Origin of the sequence: Qingrenia yutianensis (genome assembly GCF_014385105.1) — a bacterium.
Lineage (GTDB): Bacteria > Bacillota > Clostridia > UMGS1810 > UMGS1810 > Qingrenia > Qingrenia yutianensis.
The window spans coordinates 19,861-37,579 of sequence record NZ_JACRTE010000004.1; the positions used below are offsets into that span (position 1 = coordinate 19,861).

Annotated in this window: 14 protein-coding genes; 5 read left to right on the top strand and 9 right to left on the bottom strand. The window is 44.8% G+C overall.

Going from position 1 to position 17,719, the window contains the following annotated elements:
* Nucleotides 1–445 precede the first annotated feature (445 nt).
* On the top strand, nt 446–1,474 hold the full coding sequence (locus tag H8706_RS04450; protein ID WP_262431664.1) for a 3D domain-containing protein: 1,029 nt from the start codon (nt 446–448) through the stop codon (nt 1,472–1,474).
* Between the two features lie 81 nt (nt 1,475–1,555).
* Here H8706_RS04450 and H8706_RS04455 read toward each other — a convergent pair whose 3' ends face one another.
* The 9 genes from H8706_RS04455 to H8706_RS04495 all read right to left on the bottom strand — a co-directional run bounded on the left by H8706_RS04455 (nt 1,556) and on the right by H8706_RS04495 (nt 12,037).
* On the bottom strand, nt 1,556–2,188 hold the full coding sequence (locus H8706_RS04455; protein WP_262431665.1) for a redox-sensing transcriptional repressor Rex: 633 nt from the start codon (nt 2,186–2,188) through the stop codon (nt 1,556–1,558).
* Nucleotides 2,189–2,207: 19 nt separating this feature from the next.
* On the bottom strand, nt 2,208–3,368 hold the full coding sequence (locus tag H8706_RS04460; RefSeq protein ID WP_262431666.1) for an isocitrate/isopropylmalate family dehydrogenase: 1,161 nt from the start codon (nt 3,366–3,368) through the stop codon (nt 2,208–2,210).
* A gap of 21 nt (nt 3,369–3,389) precedes the next feature.
* Entirely contained in the window at nt 3,390–5,321 is a 1,932-nt protein-coding gene (locus H8706_RS04465; RefSeq protein WP_394354519.1) for an aconitate hydratase, read from the bottom strand.
* 71 nt (nt 5,322–5,392) lie between these two features.
* Nucleotides 5,393–6,760, bottom strand: coding sequence for an MATE family efflux transporter (locus H8706_RS04470; protein WP_262431667.1), 1,368 nt, complete (start codon nt 6,758–6,760; stop codon nt 5,393–5,395).
* A gap of 207 nt (nt 6,761–6,967) precedes the next feature.
* Nucleotides 6,968–8,161: a S41 family peptidase gene (locus H8706_RS04475; protein WP_262431668.1), complete on the bottom strand. Its 1,194-nt coding sequence runs from the start codon at nt 8,159–8,161 to the stop codon at nt 6,968–6,970.
* Nucleotides 8,162–8,226: 65 nt separating this feature from the next.
* Entirely contained in the window at nt 8,227–9,363 is a 1,137-nt protein-coding gene (locus H8706_RS04480) for a murein hydrolase activator EnvC family protein (protein WP_262431669.1), read from the bottom strand.
* A complete protein-coding gene (gene ftsX / locus H8706_RS04485) occupies nt 9,363–10,265 on the bottom strand; it encodes a permease-like cell division protein FtsX (protein ID WP_178347339.1) in 903 nt (300 codons plus the stop codon). The genes H8706_RS04480 and ftsX overlap by 1 nt, the downstream gene beginning before the upstream one ends.
* A complete protein-coding gene (gene ftsE, locus H8706_RS04490; RefSeq protein ID WP_178347340.1) occupies nt 10,255–10,941 on the bottom strand; it encodes a cell division ATP-binding protein FtsE in 687 nt (228 codons plus the stop codon). The genes ftsX and ftsE overlap by 11 nt, the downstream gene beginning before the upstream one ends.
* A gap of 10 nt (nt 10,942–10,951) precedes the next feature.
* A complete protein-coding gene (locus H8706_RS04495; RefSeq protein ID WP_178347341.1) occupies nt 10,952–12,037 on the bottom strand; it encodes a PucR family transcriptional regulator in 1,086 nt (361 codons plus the stop codon).
* Nucleotides 12,038–12,290: 253 nt separating this feature from the next.
* Here H8706_RS04495 and H8706_RS04500 point away from each other — a divergent pair, with 253 nt between their 5' ends.
* The 4 genes from H8706_RS04500 (at nt 12,291) to H8706_RS04515 (ending at nt 17,706) form a co-directional block, all read left to right on the top strand.
* Nucleotides 12,291–12,794, top strand: a complete 504-nt coding sequence (locus tag H8706_RS04500) for a DUF1836 domain-containing protein (protein WP_262431670.1) — start codon at nt 12,291–12,293, stop codon at nt 12,792–12,794.
* A 37-nt stretch (nt 12,795–12,831) separates the two neighbouring features.
* A complete protein-coding gene (locus H8706_RS04505) occupies nt 12,832–13,383 on the top strand; it encodes a TIGR01440 family protein (protein ID WP_262431671.1) in 552 nt (183 codons plus the stop codon).
* A 14-nt stretch (nt 13,384–13,397) separates the two neighbouring features.
* Complete coding sequence (locus tag H8706_RS04510; RefSeq protein ID WP_262431672.1) at nt 13,398–16,136, top strand: glycosyl hydrolase family 2 protein; 2,739 nt, start codon at nt 13,398–13,400, stop codon at nt 16,134–16,136.
* A 100-nt stretch (nt 16,137–16,236) separates the two neighbouring features.
* Entirely contained in the window at nt 16,237–17,706 is a 1,470-nt protein-coding gene (locus tag H8706_RS04515; RefSeq protein ID WP_262431673.1) for a sensor histidine kinase, read from the top strand.
* Nucleotides 17,707–17,719 lie beyond the last annotated feature (13 nt).

Genomic DNA, 17,719 nt, shown 5'->3' on the forward strand with positions numbered 1-17,719 from the left:
ACGGCGCAAAAATCATAAAAAACGGGGCGGAAAAGTGCAAGTTGTTAAAATTTTGTTAAATTTGCACTAAATTTTTAACAATTTCGCAAAACGGGTATTTTTGGCTTAAAAAGGCGATATACTGTATTACAAAGGCATTTTTGGACACTTTTTAACCTCAAAACACGCAAAATTAAAAGTCTTAAAAGTTACAAAAAAGTTAAAAAACTTTGTGAAAATTAACAATAATTATTTTCCATATTTTGTAAAAAAGTTGACAAATGCACGTTTTAAGAGTTAAACTGTAAGTCCAAATACCGAAGCGATATTTTTTCGCAGACTTTAAATTGCCGGAAATACAAGTTTTGGCAATCGGGTTTTATGACAGTTTATTTTTCAGCACGGCGAAATTCGGTTTCAAAATCTTCGGCAAAATAAAACAGGTATGAGGAATTAGGAGGATATTATGTTACAAAAAACAGCAAGGGGCAACAAGAGAATTGCTGTTATTTCAGGCCTTTTAGTGTCTGTTCTCTTGACTGTGACGGTTTACGCGGCGTCAGATTACACCGCAAACGTTACGGACGGCACCGAAGCTTTGTATTCAAGCTTTATTACAAGGCAGAAGGTTGTCGATTTGCTCGAAAACAATCTTTCCGTAAGAAAAACGGATAAGTCTTTTACCGACGCGAGAAGCTTTGCTCTCGGCAAAACGAAAAGGATTACCGTTGACGACGGAGGAGAAATTAAGGAGCTCTACACAGAGGCAACTTACGTGCAGGAGCTTATTGATGAAAATGTCATCAAGCTTACAAGCGATTTCGACTTTTTAAACGTTGCGTCGGACGCGCTTATCACAAACGATTTAAAAATTGAGGTTACGCACGTTACCTCAAAAACCTACAAAACAACGTTTGATGTGCCGTATAAAACCATCACCGAGTATGACGATACGCTTAAAAAAGGCGAAACAATCGTCGTTCAGGAGGGCGAAAACGGCGTTGCTGAAAACACCGTTGAGGTTATTTATCACAACGGAGCGGAGTTTACAAAAAACTGTTCGCAGACTGTTATAAAGGAAAAGAAAGACAAAATCGTGAAAATCGGCACGCTCGAATATGAGCCGGTTATGCCCGAAGTGGTTGAACCGATTGCGAGCGTGGGTGCCGTGAGCGAAGAAAAAACGCTTCCTGCGCCGATTAAGTTTAAAGCGTCGGCATATTGCGCGTGCAGTGCTTGCTGCGGAAAATCGACGGGAATTACCGCGTCGGGAATGAAGGCGCAGTACGGCACGGTTGCGGTTGACCCGAGGGTTATTCCGCTCGGAACGCGTCTTTATATAGAAGCGTCGGACGGTTCGTTTGTTTACGGCGAATGTATCGCGGCAGACACCGGCGGTGCGATTAAGGGAAACAAAGTCGATTTGTTCTTCCCGTCACATTCCGAGGCGCTCTCGTTCGGCAGACGCACGGTTAATGTTTATATATTGGGTTAAAATGAGAATATGATATAAAAAAATCAGACGGATTTTTCCGTCTGATTTTTTGTTTGCTGTTGATTTGTATTGTCCGAAAAATCAATCGTCCAACGCGTTGAGTTTATACGACAGCATCATCAAACTGTCGGAGAGGTGGACGTTTTCGATAACAACGTTTTCCTGTTCGTCCAATTCCGTATACGAAAAATTCCAAATTGCCTTAATTCCGAGCGAAATGAGGTTTTCCGCGACCGATTTCACCGCCGTACGCGGAACGGCGAGAATGGCAATATCCGGCTGATTTTCGCTTATAAAATCTGCAATGCCGTCATAGTCCGAAATGGTTAAATCGCTTATCTTTCTGCCGACTTTCGCCTTGTCGTTGTCAAACACGCCGACAAGCATGAAACCTCTTTTTTTGAAATTTGTATGGTTGGCGAGCGCGTGGCCCAAATATCCGGCGCCGACGATAATTGTCTTTCTGCCCGAATATAAGCCCAAAATTGCGCCTATTTCCTTGTGAAGCATTTCGACGTTATACCCATACCCCTGCTGACCGAAACCGCCGAAAAAGTTGAAATCCTGCCTTATCTGCGATGCGGTGACGCCCATTTTACGGCTTAGCTCACTTGATGATATTCTGTAAATCTGTTTTTTCAAAAGGTCGTCAAGGTATCGGTAATACCTCGGCAGTCTGCGTGCAACTACGTCGGGAACTTTCCTTTCCTTCATCTCAATACCCCCGAAAAAATCAAAGCTTTTCTATTGTTTCCATAACGTATGCGGCAAATTCCTTTGCTGTCGCACCGTCTTTATTGCCGGTTACGACAACCTTTTTCTCTTTTTCGGCGCAGATTGTGAGCGCCTCGTCGAGAAGGTGTGCCTTGTCGGCAAAGCCGATGTGGCGAAGGAGCATTTCAGCCGCGCGCAGTATGCTGGACGGGTTTGCGTATTCCGCAATGCCCTCCTCAACCATACGCGGAGCAGAGCCGTGAATAGCCTCAAACATAGCATATTTTTTGCCGAGATTTGAGCTTCCTGCCGTGCCGACACCGCCCTGAATCTGCGCCGCCTCGTCGGTGATGATGTCGCCGTATAGGTTGGGCAGAACGAACACTTCAAACGAACTTCTGATGTCCTCGTTGATGAGATTTGCCGTCATAATGTCAACATACCACGAGTCGAGCGTTATGCCGGGATAATCCTCGGCAACCTTTTTGCAGATGTCCAAAAACTTGCCGTCGGTGGTTTTTATGATATTCGCCTTTGTAACGGCGGAAACGCGCTTTTTGCCGTTGTTTTTTGCAAACTCAAACGCCGCGCGCGCAATTCGCTCACAACCGCCCGTGGTGTGTATGCAAAAGTCCACCGCAAGGTCGTCGGTGACGTTGATACCCTGTGAGCCTACCGCATACGAACCCTCGGTGTTTTCGCGGAAGAACGTCCAGTCAATGCCTTTTTCGGGCACTTTAACGGGGCGCACGTTCGCAAAAAGGTCAAGCTCACGGCGCATTGTAACGTTTGCGCTCTCAAGATTGGGCAAGCCGTCGCCCTTGCTGGGGGTGGTTGTCGGACCTTTCAGGAGCACGTTGCATTTTTTAATCTCCGCCATAACGTCGTCGGGGATTGATTTAAGTTGTTTTACGCGGTTTTCAATGGTAAGACCTTCAATTTTTTTAAGCTCAACTTTTCCGCTTTTAATTTCGTCTTTGAGCAGAAAATTAAGAATATTTTCCGCCTCGCGGAGAATTATCGGACCAATTCCGTCGCCGGGGATTATGCCGATAACGATTTTGTCAAGCGCGGTAAAATCGGTGAAATCTTCGTTTTGATTGAGTTTTTCGGCTCTTTCAAGCTGTTTTTTCAAAAGTTCTGCGAATTTTTCGGTTGCATTGTTTATGTAATCGTTCATTTTTTCTCTCCCAAATATCTGTTATTTTGACATTTCTTTTGTGTAATTGAGCAATCCGCCCAGCGCCATAATATCTCTCTGACGGTCGGAAAGCGCAAAATTAACTTTAAATTCCGTGCCCTTTGTAACGTTTTTCACAACGAGCGAATTGTCGTTTTTAACGCTGTCCAAAAGGTTGTCAATTACGAGCGTGTCCATCATATCAATTTTGTCATAGTCCGCCTCGTCGGCAAAGGTCATAGGCAAAATGCCCGAGTTGATGAGGTTTGCCATATGAATACGCGCAAACGATTTTGCGATAACGCCTTTTATGCCGAGATAGAGCGGTGCAAGCGCCGCGTGCTCGCGCGACGAGCCTTGTCCGTAGTTTGAGCCTGCAATGATAAATCCGCCGCCGTTCTCTTTCGCGCGCTCGGGGAACTTGTCGTCGCACGGCGCAAGACAGAAGTTTGAAAGATACGGAACGTTTGAACGGAACGGCAAAAGTTTTGCGTTTGACGGCATAATGTGGTCGGTTGTGATGTTGTCCTCAACCTTAATGAGCGCCTTGCCGGTAACGCTCATTTCAAGCTTGCCGTTTACGGGATATTCCTTGATGTTCGGACCGCGCACAACTTCAACATCGTTGTTTTCGGGCGCAGGTTCAACCACCATATTGTCGTTGATAAGGAATTTTTCTGGCATCTCGATTTCGTTTGAAATGTCAAGCTCGGTCGGGTCGGAAAGGTATCCGTTAATCGCCGAAAGTGCCGCGGTTTCGGGGCTTACAAGGTAAACCTGAGCCGATTTTGTTCCGCTTCTGCCCTCAAAGTTTCTGTTAAACGTACGCAGAGAAATCGCGTCGGTTTTGGGGGACTGACCCATACCGATACACGGACCGCACGCGGTTTCGAGTATTCTTGCGCCTGCCGAAATCATATCGGCAAGAGCGCCGTTTTGCGAAAGCATATTGAGCACCTGGCGCGAACCCGGTGAGATTACAAGGCTCACGTCCTCGGCGACGGTTTTGCCTTTGAGGATTTTCGCAACTTTCATCATATCCATATACGACGAGTTTGTACAGCTTCCGATTGCAACCTGGTCAACCTTGATTTTGCCGATATTTTTAACGGTGTCAACGTTGTCGGGCATATGCGGTTTTGCCGCAAGCGGAACAAGTTTTGACAAATCTATTGTGATTTCCTCGTCATATGCTGCATCATCATCGGGGAGAATGTACGAAAAGTCGCTTTCCCTGCCCTGTGCTTTCAAAAATTCTTTTGTGATGTCGTCGCTGGGGAAAACCGACGTTGTTGCGCCCAGCTCCGCACCCATATTCGTGATGGTCGCTCTTTCGGGAACGGATAAGGTTTTAACGCCCTCGCCCGAATATTCAATAACCTTGCCAACACCGCCTTTTACGGTCAAAAGGCGCAGAACTTCAAGAATGATGTCCTTTGCCGCAACCCACGGTTTGAGTTTGCCGACAAGGTTAACTTTTACAACTTTCGGCATTGTTATGTAGTACGCACCGCCGCCCATAGCAACCGCAACGTCAAGACCGCCCGCGCCGATTGCGAGCATACCGAGTCCGCCGCCTGTGGGAGTGTGGCTGTCCGAGCCGAGAAGCGTCTGACCGGGAATACCGAATCTTTCAAGGTGAACCTGGTGGCAGATGCCGTTGCCGGGACGCGAGAAATATATGCCGTGTTTTTTTGTAACCGTCTGAATGTATTTGTGGTCGTCGGCATTTTCAAATCCCGACTGGAGTGTGTTGTGGTCGATATACGCAACCGAACGTTTTGTTTTAACGCGCGGAATACCTATTGCCTCAAACTCAAGATACGCCATCGTTCCCGTGGAATCCTGTGTGAGCGTCTGATCGATTTTGATTGAAATTTCTTCGCCCGCAATCATATTTCCCGAAACAAGGTGGCTTTTTATAATTTTTTGTGTGATGTTCAAAAAAATCATTCCTTTCTGTGAATTTTTATACAATACATATTATATTTTATACATTTTTATAAAATACGTCAATATGCACATTATACAGAAGTTTGCATTGTTTTGATTTGCTTTTTATACACGTTCATATACATAAATATACAGAATATCAGCGAGAACGACTCTGCTATCGGGAAAGCAAACCAAACGTTTATAACGCCGAACTGCGACAAAAACTTTGCGACCGGCAGAATGAGTACAATCTGACGCAGAAACGACACCGTGAGCGAATAAACGCCCTTGCCGATTGCCTGGAAAAACGTGCCGAACATTATGCCGATTGCCGCCGGTATAAAGTTGAGCGAAATTATGCGAAGTGCCGGCATACCGATTTCAAGCATATCGGGTTTCGCGTTGAAAATCATAAGAAGCTGTCTTGGGAAAAGCGAGAAAATTGCCGTTCCGACAGCCATAATAACCGCCGCGATAATTGTGCCTTTTTTAACCGCATCAACAAGACGTTTGCGGTTGCGAGCACCGTAGTTGTAACCCATAATCGGCATAACACCCTGTGTAAGTCCGAAAACAGGCATAAACACAAACGACTGAAGTTTGTAGTAAACGCCGAGAACCGTAACCGCCGTGGGTGTGAGCACGATAAGGATTTTGTTTAAGAAAGTTATCAGCACCGACGCTATGCTTTGCATAACGATTGACGGTATGCCGACAACGTAGATGTCTTTGACCGTTTTTAAGCGGAATTTGAAGTTTTTCAGCGTAAATTTAACGTGGAAATCTTTTTTCAGCGCGATATAGAGCGCATAGAACATTGCGATAATCTGCCCCATAACCGTTGCGATTGCCGCGCCTTTTACGCCCATTGCAGGGATAAAGCCGAATCCGAAAATGAAAATCGGGTCGAAAATAAGGTTTATCACCGCGCCGATAAGCTGAAAAATCATAGGGTAGAGCATATTTCCCGTCGCCTGGATTGATTTTTCGATGCTGACTTCGATGAACACACCGAACGAGAACACCATTACAACCCACATATAGTCTACTCCCCAGTTGATGATGTCGGCAGATACGTCCGACGCGCCTTTTGCCATAGACGATATGAACGGTTTTGTGAAGAAAATTCCGATAAGCGCAAAAATTATCCACGTGATAAAGCCGAGGACAAGCCCGTGATTTGCCGCGTGCGACGCCTCGTCATATTCTTTTTCGCCGAGTCTGCGCGATATGAGCGAGTTTACGCCGACGCCCGTGCCGACCGCGAACGAGATTATAAGCATTTGCATTGGATATACGAGCGATACCGCGGTGAGCGCATTTTCGCCGAGAAACGATACGAAGATACTGTCGACAATGTTGTATAACGCCTGTATAAGCATTGAAAACATTGCGGGCAGTGACATCGAAAAAATTAGTTTTGTCATGGGCATTGTGCCCATTTTGTTTTCTTTCATCAGTTTTTTCCTTTCGTAAGATTTATCGTTATATTATAGCATATTTTTGATATTTTGTAAATATTAAATTTGATAAAATTTGTAAAGCGGAGGAGATATTTGTGCTGTAGGGGCGATGCCCGCAAAAGCCCCGTTGGATTTAAAGAATTTTCGGTTTAAAAACAACAAAAAAGACGGTATTACCCGTCTTTTTTAAAACTATTTTACCTATTTTATTTTTTCTTTCATAACCTCCACGGCGGTGATAAGCTGTGCGTCTTCGCCGTCGGGGATATATTTTACCGACATTTTTTTATATTTTTCGTCAAGCTCGACTTTTTTGTCGGGTTCAAGACCGATTTTGTCGATACAAACATTTTTCGGCGTGAAATATTTCGCCGTGGTAATCTTTGCAATCGACTTGTCGCCGAGGTCAAAAATCGTTTGAACAACGCCTTTTCCGTAGGTTTTTGTGCCGACGGTGTACGCCTTGCCGTTGTCGTGCAGAGAGCTTGTGAAAACCTCCGCCGCGCTTGCGGTCTGCGCGTTTGTGAGAATTACAATCGGCAAATCAATTTTTTCTTTGTCTTTCGCTTTATAGACGTTCTCCTTTCCGTTTTTGTCGCGGACAGTGAGAATTATTCCCTCGTCGAGAATTTGGTCGACGCAGTTTGTGATAATATCGAGCGCACCGCCGGGGTTGTTTCTGACATCGAAAATAATTCCCTTTGCGCCCGAATTTTTTGCGTTGTCAAGCGCGGTTTTAAGCTGTTCCGCACAGTGTCCTTCAAACATAGAAATTCTGATGTACGAAATACCGCCGTCCAGCATTTTGCCCGAAACCTGAACCGTTTCAATTTCGCCCGGCTCAACATTTATGTCAATCATTTTGCCGCCGCGTTCAACGGTAACGGCAAAAGTTTTACCTGCGTATTCTTTAATTGCCGACGAAACCTCCGAAAGAGCTTTGCCGGCCATATCCTTGCCGTCGATTTTTTTGATTATGTCATTCGGCAAAAATCCTGCTTTTTCGGCAGGAGTGCCCTCGAAAATGTCCGAAATCACCGTTTCTTCGCCGTTTTTCGTCACCTCAACACCGATGCCTGTGTAATTTCCTGTGCTGGTTTCGGTAAACGAATCGTATTCGCCGGACGAAATATATTCGGTATACGGGTCGTCAAGACCTGCAAGATAGCCGGCATATGCCCAGTCCTGCATTTCTTTTTTATCGATGTCGCCGTAAAAATACTTATCCACAAGCTTATCGATACGGTTCAGCTTTGCAATTCCGTCGGCGGTTTGGTTATTTGAGAGAAAATAAACAATATTACTGCCGAGCGCAAAGTACAAAACAGTTGACGAGATAAACGTCAAAACTGCGGTTATCAGCACTGTATAGACTGTTTTTTGTTTGTTAGTCATTAAAAATAAAATCTCCCGAAATTATATTTGCATTGCATTTGCAATGCGTTTGCGTTAATTTTGTGTTACTTCTGAACGTACGGAAGCGGATTTACGGGCGAACCGTTTACGCGCACCTCGAAGTGAATGTGCGGACCGCTTGAAAGTCCCGTAGAACCGCATTTTGCAATGACTGTTCCGCGCGTAACTTTCTGTCCTGCCGACACGCAAAGCGAGCTGTTGTGACCGTAAAGCGTGGTGTATCCGCCGCCGTGGTCGATGATTACGTAGTTGCCGTAACCGCCCGAATTGTAGCCGGCAACGATAACCGTTCCGTCGTTTGCGGCGAGAACGTTTGTGCCGTAGCCTGCGCCGATGTCAATGCCGGCGTGTCCGCGGTATGTACCGAGAACAGGGTGCAGACGTCTGCCGTACTGCGACGTGATAATCGTTGACGACGCTGACGGCCAGCCGAACCGTCCGCCGACGAATTTTGTGTTTGTTGAAACTTTTGCCTGTGCGCTCGCCCAAGCCGCCGCCTCTTGTTTCTGCGCCGCCTCATAGGCTTTCTGATATGCCGCGATGTCCGATTCAAGCTTTTTCTGGCGTTCCTCATTCTGCGCTATTTTCGTATTTAGCGTCGCTTTGCTGGACTCAAGGCTTGATTTATTTGCGTTGAGCGTTGCCTGTGTTTTGTCCAAATCGTCTTTGAGCGTGCGGATTTTCTCCTCCGTCGCTTTTAATGTGTCCAAAAGGTTTTTATCGTATTCCGACACCATTTTGACGATTTCCATTCTGTTCAAAAAATCAGTGAGCGAGCTCGACGTTGAAAGCATTTCAAGATACGTCTGGTCGCCGTTTTCAATCATATATTTGACGCGCGTTATGTACGACTCGTTTTGCTCGGCGCTTTTCGCCTCTGCTTCTTCGAGCTCTTTCGCGGTTTGGTCGATTTTCACCTGGTTTGCGTCAATATCCACTTCAAGCGAGTGAATTTTTTCGGAAACTTTTGTGATTTCCGCGTCCAAAGCCTCGTGCTGTGACGCCGCCGCGCTTTTTTCTTTTTTTGCCGCGTCCATTTCTTTTTTAATCTGCGACGACGATTTTGCCGCGTAAACCGACGACATTGCCGCGCTTAAAATGGTAAGCCCCGCAAACGCGGCAAGAGCAATCCACGCGCAAACTTTTATTAAAATTTTTCTTGTCTGCATTTTTTTCATCATTACACCTTCAAATATTTTCTCATAGACACCGCACTGCCGATAGCGCCCAGTCCTATGCCGATTGCGAGGTATCCGCCGGCAATAATGAGAGCCATATCGGAGAACGTTTTAAACGCGATAATTGTCGTTCCCGAAACCGCCGAACCGCCGATAAATTTAAGGAGCGAATTGTAGCAGTATTCGGTGAGGAAAAACGCGATAACCGCCGCGATAAAGCCGACCAGCATACCCTCGGTCACGAAAGGCCCGCGTATGAACGAATCGGTCGCGCCGACGTATTTCATAATGTTGATTTCTTTTCGTCGGTTGTGAACGGTGAGTTTAATTGTGTTCGATATAATAAATATGCTTATAAATGCGAAAATTATTACAACCCAGATTGAAATGTTGCGCACGGTTTTGGTTATGCGCTGAACGTTTGTCGTGAGTTTGTCGAAGCTTTTAACCGATTTTACGCCGTCGATTTTCGCAATGTAGTCCGCAACCGATTTTGTCTGCGAAATATCGGTGAGCGTAACCTTAAAAATATCGCTTATAATGCTGGACGGAACGCCCGAAAAATATGCCTGCTGGTCTTTTGGAATACTTGCGACATATTCGTTGAAAAGGTCGTCGCCCGACTGATAGGTTAAGTCTTTTACATATTGATTTTTCTTTATTTGGTCGCGTATGCCGTTTATAACAGCCTCATCGGTGATTGACTCGTCCACAAAAACCTGAATTTGGCACTGGTTTGCTGCCTGCTCGCCCATATAGTTGATGTTTATGGTGAGCATTGTGAACACGCCGAACACAAAAAGACACGCAACCGAAACGAGAATTGACGCAATGGACATAAAGCCGTTGCGCACAACCGAGCGCACCGCGTCGGTAAACATTCTCTTTAAATTTCTAATTAACATAATTGTAGCCACCCTTTTTCTCGTCACGGGAAATTGCGCCGTGGTCAACCTCTATAACGCGCTTTTGCATCATATTAACGATTTTTTCCGCGTGTGTTGCCATAACGACCGTCGTTCCCCGTTTGTTGATGTCGTCCAAAATCTGCATAATTTCCATTGTGGTTTCGGGGTCAAGGTTGCCGGTAGGCTCGTCCGCGATAAGCACCGCCGGACTGTTTACAATCGCCCTTGCAAGCGCAACCCTCTGCTGTTCGCCGCCCGAAAGCTGTGACGGGAACATTTTTGCTTTTGCCGTAAGTCCTACCTGCGATAAGACGTTCGGCACGTTTTTGCGTATTTCACGGCGCGACGCACCCACTATTTCCATTGCATACGCAACGTTGTCATACGCATTTTTGTTCTGCAAAAGGCGGAAATCCTGGAAAACCACGCCGATTTTGCGTCTGAAATACGGAATTTGCTTGTGCGTGAGAAACGACGTGTTTGTTTCGTTTATGATGATTGTGCCTTCAGAGGGCACAAGTTCACGCATAATAAGCTTTATAATGGTTGATTTTCCCGCGGCGGACGAGCCTACGAGAAAAACAAATTCTCCCTTGTCGATGTAGAAGTTTATGTTTTCCAGCGCTTTTGTGCCGTTTTCATAAACCATAGACACATTGTTGAATAAAATCAATTTTTACACCTCAAATTCTGATGGCATTCGACTGCAAATATTTGTTAACCATCATCGCAACTTTAAATATAATAGCCTCGTCGAAAATACGAAGGTCAAGACCCGTGATTTTCTGGATTTTGTCAAGACGGTAAACAAGTGTGTTTCTGTGCACGTAAAGCTGTCTTGACGTTTCGGAAACGTTAAGGTTGTTTTCAAAGAATTTCTGAATTGTAAACACAATTTCCTGGTCCAAATCGTCGATTGAACCGCGCTTGAACACCTCGCTTAAGAAAAGCTCGCAGAGCGTTGTGGGAAGCTGATAAATAAGACGGCCTATGCCGAGATTGTCGTAGCTGATGATAGATTTTTCGTTGTCGAAAACCTTGCCGACTTCAAGCGCAACGCGTGCCTCTTTGAACGAACGCGCAATTTCTCTTACGTTGTTTATAAGCGTGCCTATGCCGATTGTCACCTTCATAAGATTTTCGCTCATAAGATTGTTGTGAATTTCGTGCGCAATGTCCTCAAGCACAATGTTTTCCGCGTCGTCGGGGAAGCTTTTTACAAGCACGATTGACGACTGGTCTATGCTGACGATAAAATCGTTCTGCTTGTCGGGAAACATATTTTCGATAATTTCAAACGACGAAAAATCGGTATCTTTGTCCGAACGGATAAGATAAACCGCCCTTTTGCCCTCAATGGGGAAGTGAAGTTCGGCGGCTTTTGCCAAAACATCACCCGACAAAATGTTGTCGAGAATGATGTTTTTGATGAAGTTAACCCTGTCGTGCTTGTCGTCGTAAAGCGATTTTACGCCCGAAAAGCTGACCTGAAGAATGTTTATATAATTTTTTGCAAGCGTGTCGTCGCCCTGAATGAAAATTATATAGTCAACCTTGTTCATATTGAGCACGGGCTTGTATGTAAAGCCGTTGTAAGTGAATGTGTCCGTGTTTTCCTCGGTGAAGCTCAAAACGCAGTTGAGGTCGTTGGGCGAAATGCAGCCCTCTTTGCTGGAAATAACAAATCCGCCGTCGGTAATCATTCCGAGATGCCTGTTCATTACGTCCTTCATCTGGAGAATAAGCTGCTGGAAAAATCTTGCGTTCACTTTGTACCACCTCTAAAATCAAAATATATAGCAATATTATTTTTACGCTTTTTTAAAGCAATTTTGACAAAAAACGTGAAAATATACTATTTCATTATGTCTATTATATAATACAACTTCCGATATGTCAATGTATTAACAAACTGTAAATTTTTCAAAAGGCGAAATTTTTGGTAAAATTGCACAAAAGGCAAAAATTTACAGGGTGTGCAAATGCGCCGTGCGATTGACTTTTTCGGGTGTTGGTGGTATAATGGGCGAAAATAAGGCGGTGATGATTTTGGAAGAAAAAAACGAAAAAATTGTGTTTCCCAGGTGGGCGGAACTGCCCGAAATCGACCTTTATATGGACCAGCTTATAAGTTTTTTTGAAAAAAAGCTTGCGTTTTTGTTTGATAAGGACGAAAAGGGCGTCACGTCCACAATGATTAACAATTACGTCAAGCACAAGCTGATTATGCCGCCCGTCAAAAAGAAATATTCGCGCGAGCATCTCGCGTATCTGTTTGTGATAATCACGCTCAAAAAAGTGTTTACGATGTCCGAAATAAAAATGATTATCGAAAAAATGACGGCAAACGGCATAGCAAGCACGGTTTACGACGATTTCTGCGACTCGGCGGAGTGTGCGTGCGCGTCGGTTTTCGGGGATAAAAAAATTCCCCGTCTTGACGGATTTGACCCGTTGTTAAAATCGGTATCCCTCGCCGCGGCGTATAAGTTGTATTCGCAGAAATTGATTGAGGAACGAAGATAAAATAAAATATCAACATACATTATAAGGAAGTGTTTTTATGCTTGAAACAATAAAAGAACAGGTAAAATCGGCGGTGCGCGAGGTATGCGAGGCGTCGAAAATACAAAAAGGCGAAATTTTTGTAATCGGCTGTTCGTCCAGCGAAATAACGGGCGGTACAATCGGCAAAAATTCCAGCGAAGAAGTGGGAAAAGCGGTGTTCGGCTCGGCATACGAGGTGCTGAAAGAAAAGGGAATTTATCTTGCGGCGCAGTGCTGTGAGCATTTAAACCGCGCGCTTGTAGTTGAGAAAGAAACCGCGGAAAAATATTTCTATCCGTGCGTTAACGCGGTACCGTTCGTAAAGGCGGGCGGTTCGTTTGCAACCGCGGCATACGGCGGATTTGAAAATCCGTGCGTTGTGGAAAAAATAAGCGCAAAAGCAGGAATTGACATCGGCGAAACCCTCATCGGTATGCACATTGCGCCCGTTTGCGTTCCACTCCGCATTTCGGTTAAAAAAATCGGCGAGGCAAACGTTATCTGCGCACGTTCTCGACTTAAATTCATCGGCGGTGTGCGCGCTCATTACGACGAAAATTTGATGTAGACGAGGGAAAAATTATGACGAAAATAACCGGCAAAATGCTTGAAAATCCTCCGAAAAAATACCGTCCCGTGCCGTTTTGGTCGTGGAACGAAAAACTTGACAAAACCGAAACCGCGCGTCAGATTGACCTTATGGACAAGGCGGGCCTCGGCGGATATTTTATGCACGCGCGCGGCGGTCTTTTGACCGAATATATGGGTGACGAATGGTTTGAAAACGTCGAAATCGGTGTGTCGGAGGCGCAAAAGCGCGGAATGTATGCGTGGGCATACGACGAAAACGGCTGGCCGAGCGGATTCGGCGGTGGAATTGTGAACGGACTGGGTATAAAATATCAGCAGAAATACCTCCGAATGGAGGAGGGCGAAAAACAGACCGAGCACACAATCTGCAACAGGGACGGCTATCATTTTTACTATGAAATAAACCCGTTCTACGTTGACACACTGGACAAAAACGTGGTTGCCGAGTTTATAAAAAGGATTTATCAGCCGTATTACGACAGGTTCGGCGGCCGTTTGGAGGGAATTTTCACCGACGAACCGCAGGTGTCGCGAAAGGGTATTCCGTGGAGTTTTGTGCTTGCGGACGAGTATTTTAAGGAATACGGCGAAAATTTGTGCGACAGGCTTGTTCATCTTTTTAAAAAGACGGACGGATATGAGGATACGCGCAAAAAGTTTTGGCGTCTTATTGCAAAGCTGTTCAGCGAGAGCTATTCAAAGCAGATTTTTGAGTGGTGCGATAAGCACGGCTTGAAATTTACGGGGCATTTGGTGCTTGAGGACAATATGCGTATTCAGATTAACGCAAACGGCGCGGTTATGCCGAGTTACGAGTATTATCACATTCCTGCAATGGATTGGCTGGGCAGACGCATTTCGTCGCCTCTTCCTCAAATTCAGGTTGCGTCGGCTGCGCGCCAGACGGGCAAAAAACAGGTGCTGACCGAGGTTTTCGGGCTGTGCGGTCACAGCGTAAGTTTTGCGGAGTTAAGATGGATTGTCGAGTGGCAGACGGTGCGCGGTGTAAATCTTTTGTGTCCGCATCTTGAAGGATATTCTCTGCGCGGAATACGCAAGCGCGACTATCCGCCGGCTATGTATTATCAACAGCCGTGGTGGGGCGATTACGAAATGTTCACCTCGGCAATGAGCAGAATAGGTATGCTTTTGGCGGAGGGCGGTGCGGAATTTGACACGCTTTTAATCCACCCCCAGACAAGCGCGTGGATTACGTTTGACAACGGTGAAAATGAGGGTTTGGAATATTATCAGGACGCACTGGATAAGGCAATTTCGGTGCTTGAACAAAAGCACATTTTGTTTGATTTGGGCGACGAAATTATGATGGAGCGTCACGCGCGCGTTGACGGCAACACCTTTATTATCGGCAATCAGCGCTACAAAACGGTGGTTTTGCCGGCGCACAAAGACTTTTTTGAAAATACGAAAAATCTTCTTGCACAGTTTGAGAAAAACGGCGGTAAAATCGTGCGTTTTGAGGACATTGAAAATTTAGCTGAAAACAGGGTGTGCGACACCGCGGAAATCACCTATACAAAGCGCGAATTTGACGGTTTTACAATGCACTATTTTGTGAACAGCACGGGCAAAGAGCAAAAGTGCAAATTCTTTGCAGGAAACAAAAAATTTGACATTATGACGGGCAAAACCGAGGATTTTTGCGGTGAATACACCTTTGCGCCGACCGACAGCATTGTGCTTTTCGATACGGGCGAAAAAACAGAAAAAACCGAGGAAGAACCGCTTGAAAACCTTGTTTTAAACGGCGAATGGGAGATAAAAAAGGCGGATGAAAACGCGTTTGTGCTCGATTTCTGCGACCTTTATATAGACGGAAAATCCTACGGCAGAGTGCATATAAATTCGGTTCAGCAAATTGCGTGCGGATTTAAAAAACGCGTAAACGTTAAGTGCGTTTTCGATTTTGTGTGCGACGCTGTTCCCGACGAAATTTTTCTTGTATGCGAAACTCCCGAAAAGTTCAAATTTACCGTCAACGGCGCGGAATACAAGTTTTGCGATGTTGGAAATTACATTGACATTTCCTTTAGAAAATCGGACATTTCAAAGCATCTTAAAACGGGCGGAAACGTTATCGAAACCGAGTGCGATTTTGTTCAGCGCGATGAAATTTACGAAAATCTTGAAAAATCGCGTATTTTTGAAAGCGAGAAAAACAAGCTTACATATGACAACGAAATCGAGGCGATGTATCTTGTCGGAAACTTTTCGGCAAAGGCGCGCGGAGGGTTTGAAAAGCTTGACAAAAACGCAGTGAGAACGAAAGGCGAAATTTACATTGACGCACCGCAAAAATGCGTGAATTTGCAGAATATCGAACAGCAGGGATTTTTGTTCTTTGCCGGAAAAATCACGCTTGCGAAAAAGTTTGACGCGAAAAATACAAATCTCAAACTTAAATACACTGCGCACGGCATAAACGTCTGCGAGGTCGGCGTTAACGGCAAAAGTGCGTCAAAAATAATCTGGCACCCGTACGAGGCGGATATTTCGCCGTATGTGAAAGAGGGTGCAAACGAGCTTGAAATAACGATTACAAACAACTTGAGAAATCTTCTCGGACCGCACCATTTAAAGGCAGGCGAGAGCTACAGCGTAGGTCCTGCGTCGTTCTTTAAAACCGCCGATTTGTGGAACCATTTCAGGGCGCCCGAATGGGACGATAATTACTGCATAACCGAAACGTCGGTTGAATTTAAAAAATAAATTTTGCAAGGGGTGACAAAAAATCACCCTTTGTTAATTATGTACAAATATTGTATAATAAAGACGGCGGAAAACATCATATCAAAAGGAGGAAAGACGCGTGCTTATCGGCATAATTATTGCGGTTTTGCTTATTCTTCTTGTGGGCATAACGAAAATAAAAGGCAGATATACGCTCGGATTTGTCACGGCGTTTTTCTCCATTGTTCTCCTGCTTTTGTCGCTTATGCTCTACATAACGAAAATGACGGTTTACCGCTATTTTTTTCAGATTGAGTTTATAATTTACCGTTTTATCAGCAATATAAAAATAAGTTTTTACGATATAAAATGGATTTTAATTATCGCGGTGGTGATTTTTCAGCTTGCAATGGTGCTTGTCACCGTGCGCGACGTTTACACCGCGCGCCAGGGGGTTACACGGCGGTATTTCGTGCTTTATGCGGTGATGAGCCTTATATACATTTTTGTAAATTCCACCGCCGTTTCGGAATACGTTTACATAGGCGTGAACAAAAATCTTGCATTTGCGTGCGTTGCACGGCGGTTTATTTCGCTTTACGGCACGGTGTATATGCTCATTTTTTCGCTCTGTCCCTACATTTCGATAATGCAGAATTATTTTTCTACCGTGCTTCTTTTCAAAAAACGGCATCTGAAGGCAATTTTCGCGGCGATACTGCTTTTGCAGATTTTATATGTTTTTATCATACGTTTTACACCGCTGAAATTTTTTATGGACAACACCGATATTTACGATTATACAAGCATAAATTTAATATACGACGAAACGCTGTATATCTACGTGCCGGTGATTATTGCGGCATCGCTGATTGTTGCGTCGTATGTGATACTTCGGTTCAATCTTCCCGAGGAATACCTGTTTTTACGGCGCAGAAAGGCAAATCAGAAGTTTAAAATTCTGTTCGGCGATATGCGCCATTTGTTCCACAGCTACAAAAACGTTATGCTTTCGATAGATTTTTTGCAGGACAAGGCAATGAAAAATTTCGGCACCGAAAAATGCAGAAAGGCGCTCTGCGACATCAAGAGCAATATAGACGCTTTTTCGGCACAGGCAAGCAAGTTTTTTGAAATTTACAACAATAATTTAGAGCTTAATCTGACGTCGGTCTGCCTTGACGAATGTATGGACTTTGCGGTGGGAAGAATAGATTTTTCAAATATTAAAGTTATAAAATCGTATTATGACGATATGGCGGCGGTGTACGGCGATTTTGACTATCTTCAGGAGATGTTTTACAATCTTTTGGCAAACGCGAAAGAGGTTTTGGAAACAGTGCCGAAAGACGAAAAGAAAATCGAAATTAAAATCTGGTTTGAAAAGCCGTGGCTTTGCGTGAGTGTGAGGGACAACGGCACGGGCATTGCGAAAAAGGATATAGACGGCATTTTCAAGCCGTTTAATTCTACCAAAAAGTCGTTCAAAAACTGGGGGCTGGGGCTTGCTTACGTCAAAAACGTTGCCGAGGCTCATTTGGGATATATCGACGTTGACAGCAAGCTTTCGGAATACACCGAATTTCAGATAATTCTGCCGGCGGATTAGAAAAATCCTCTGC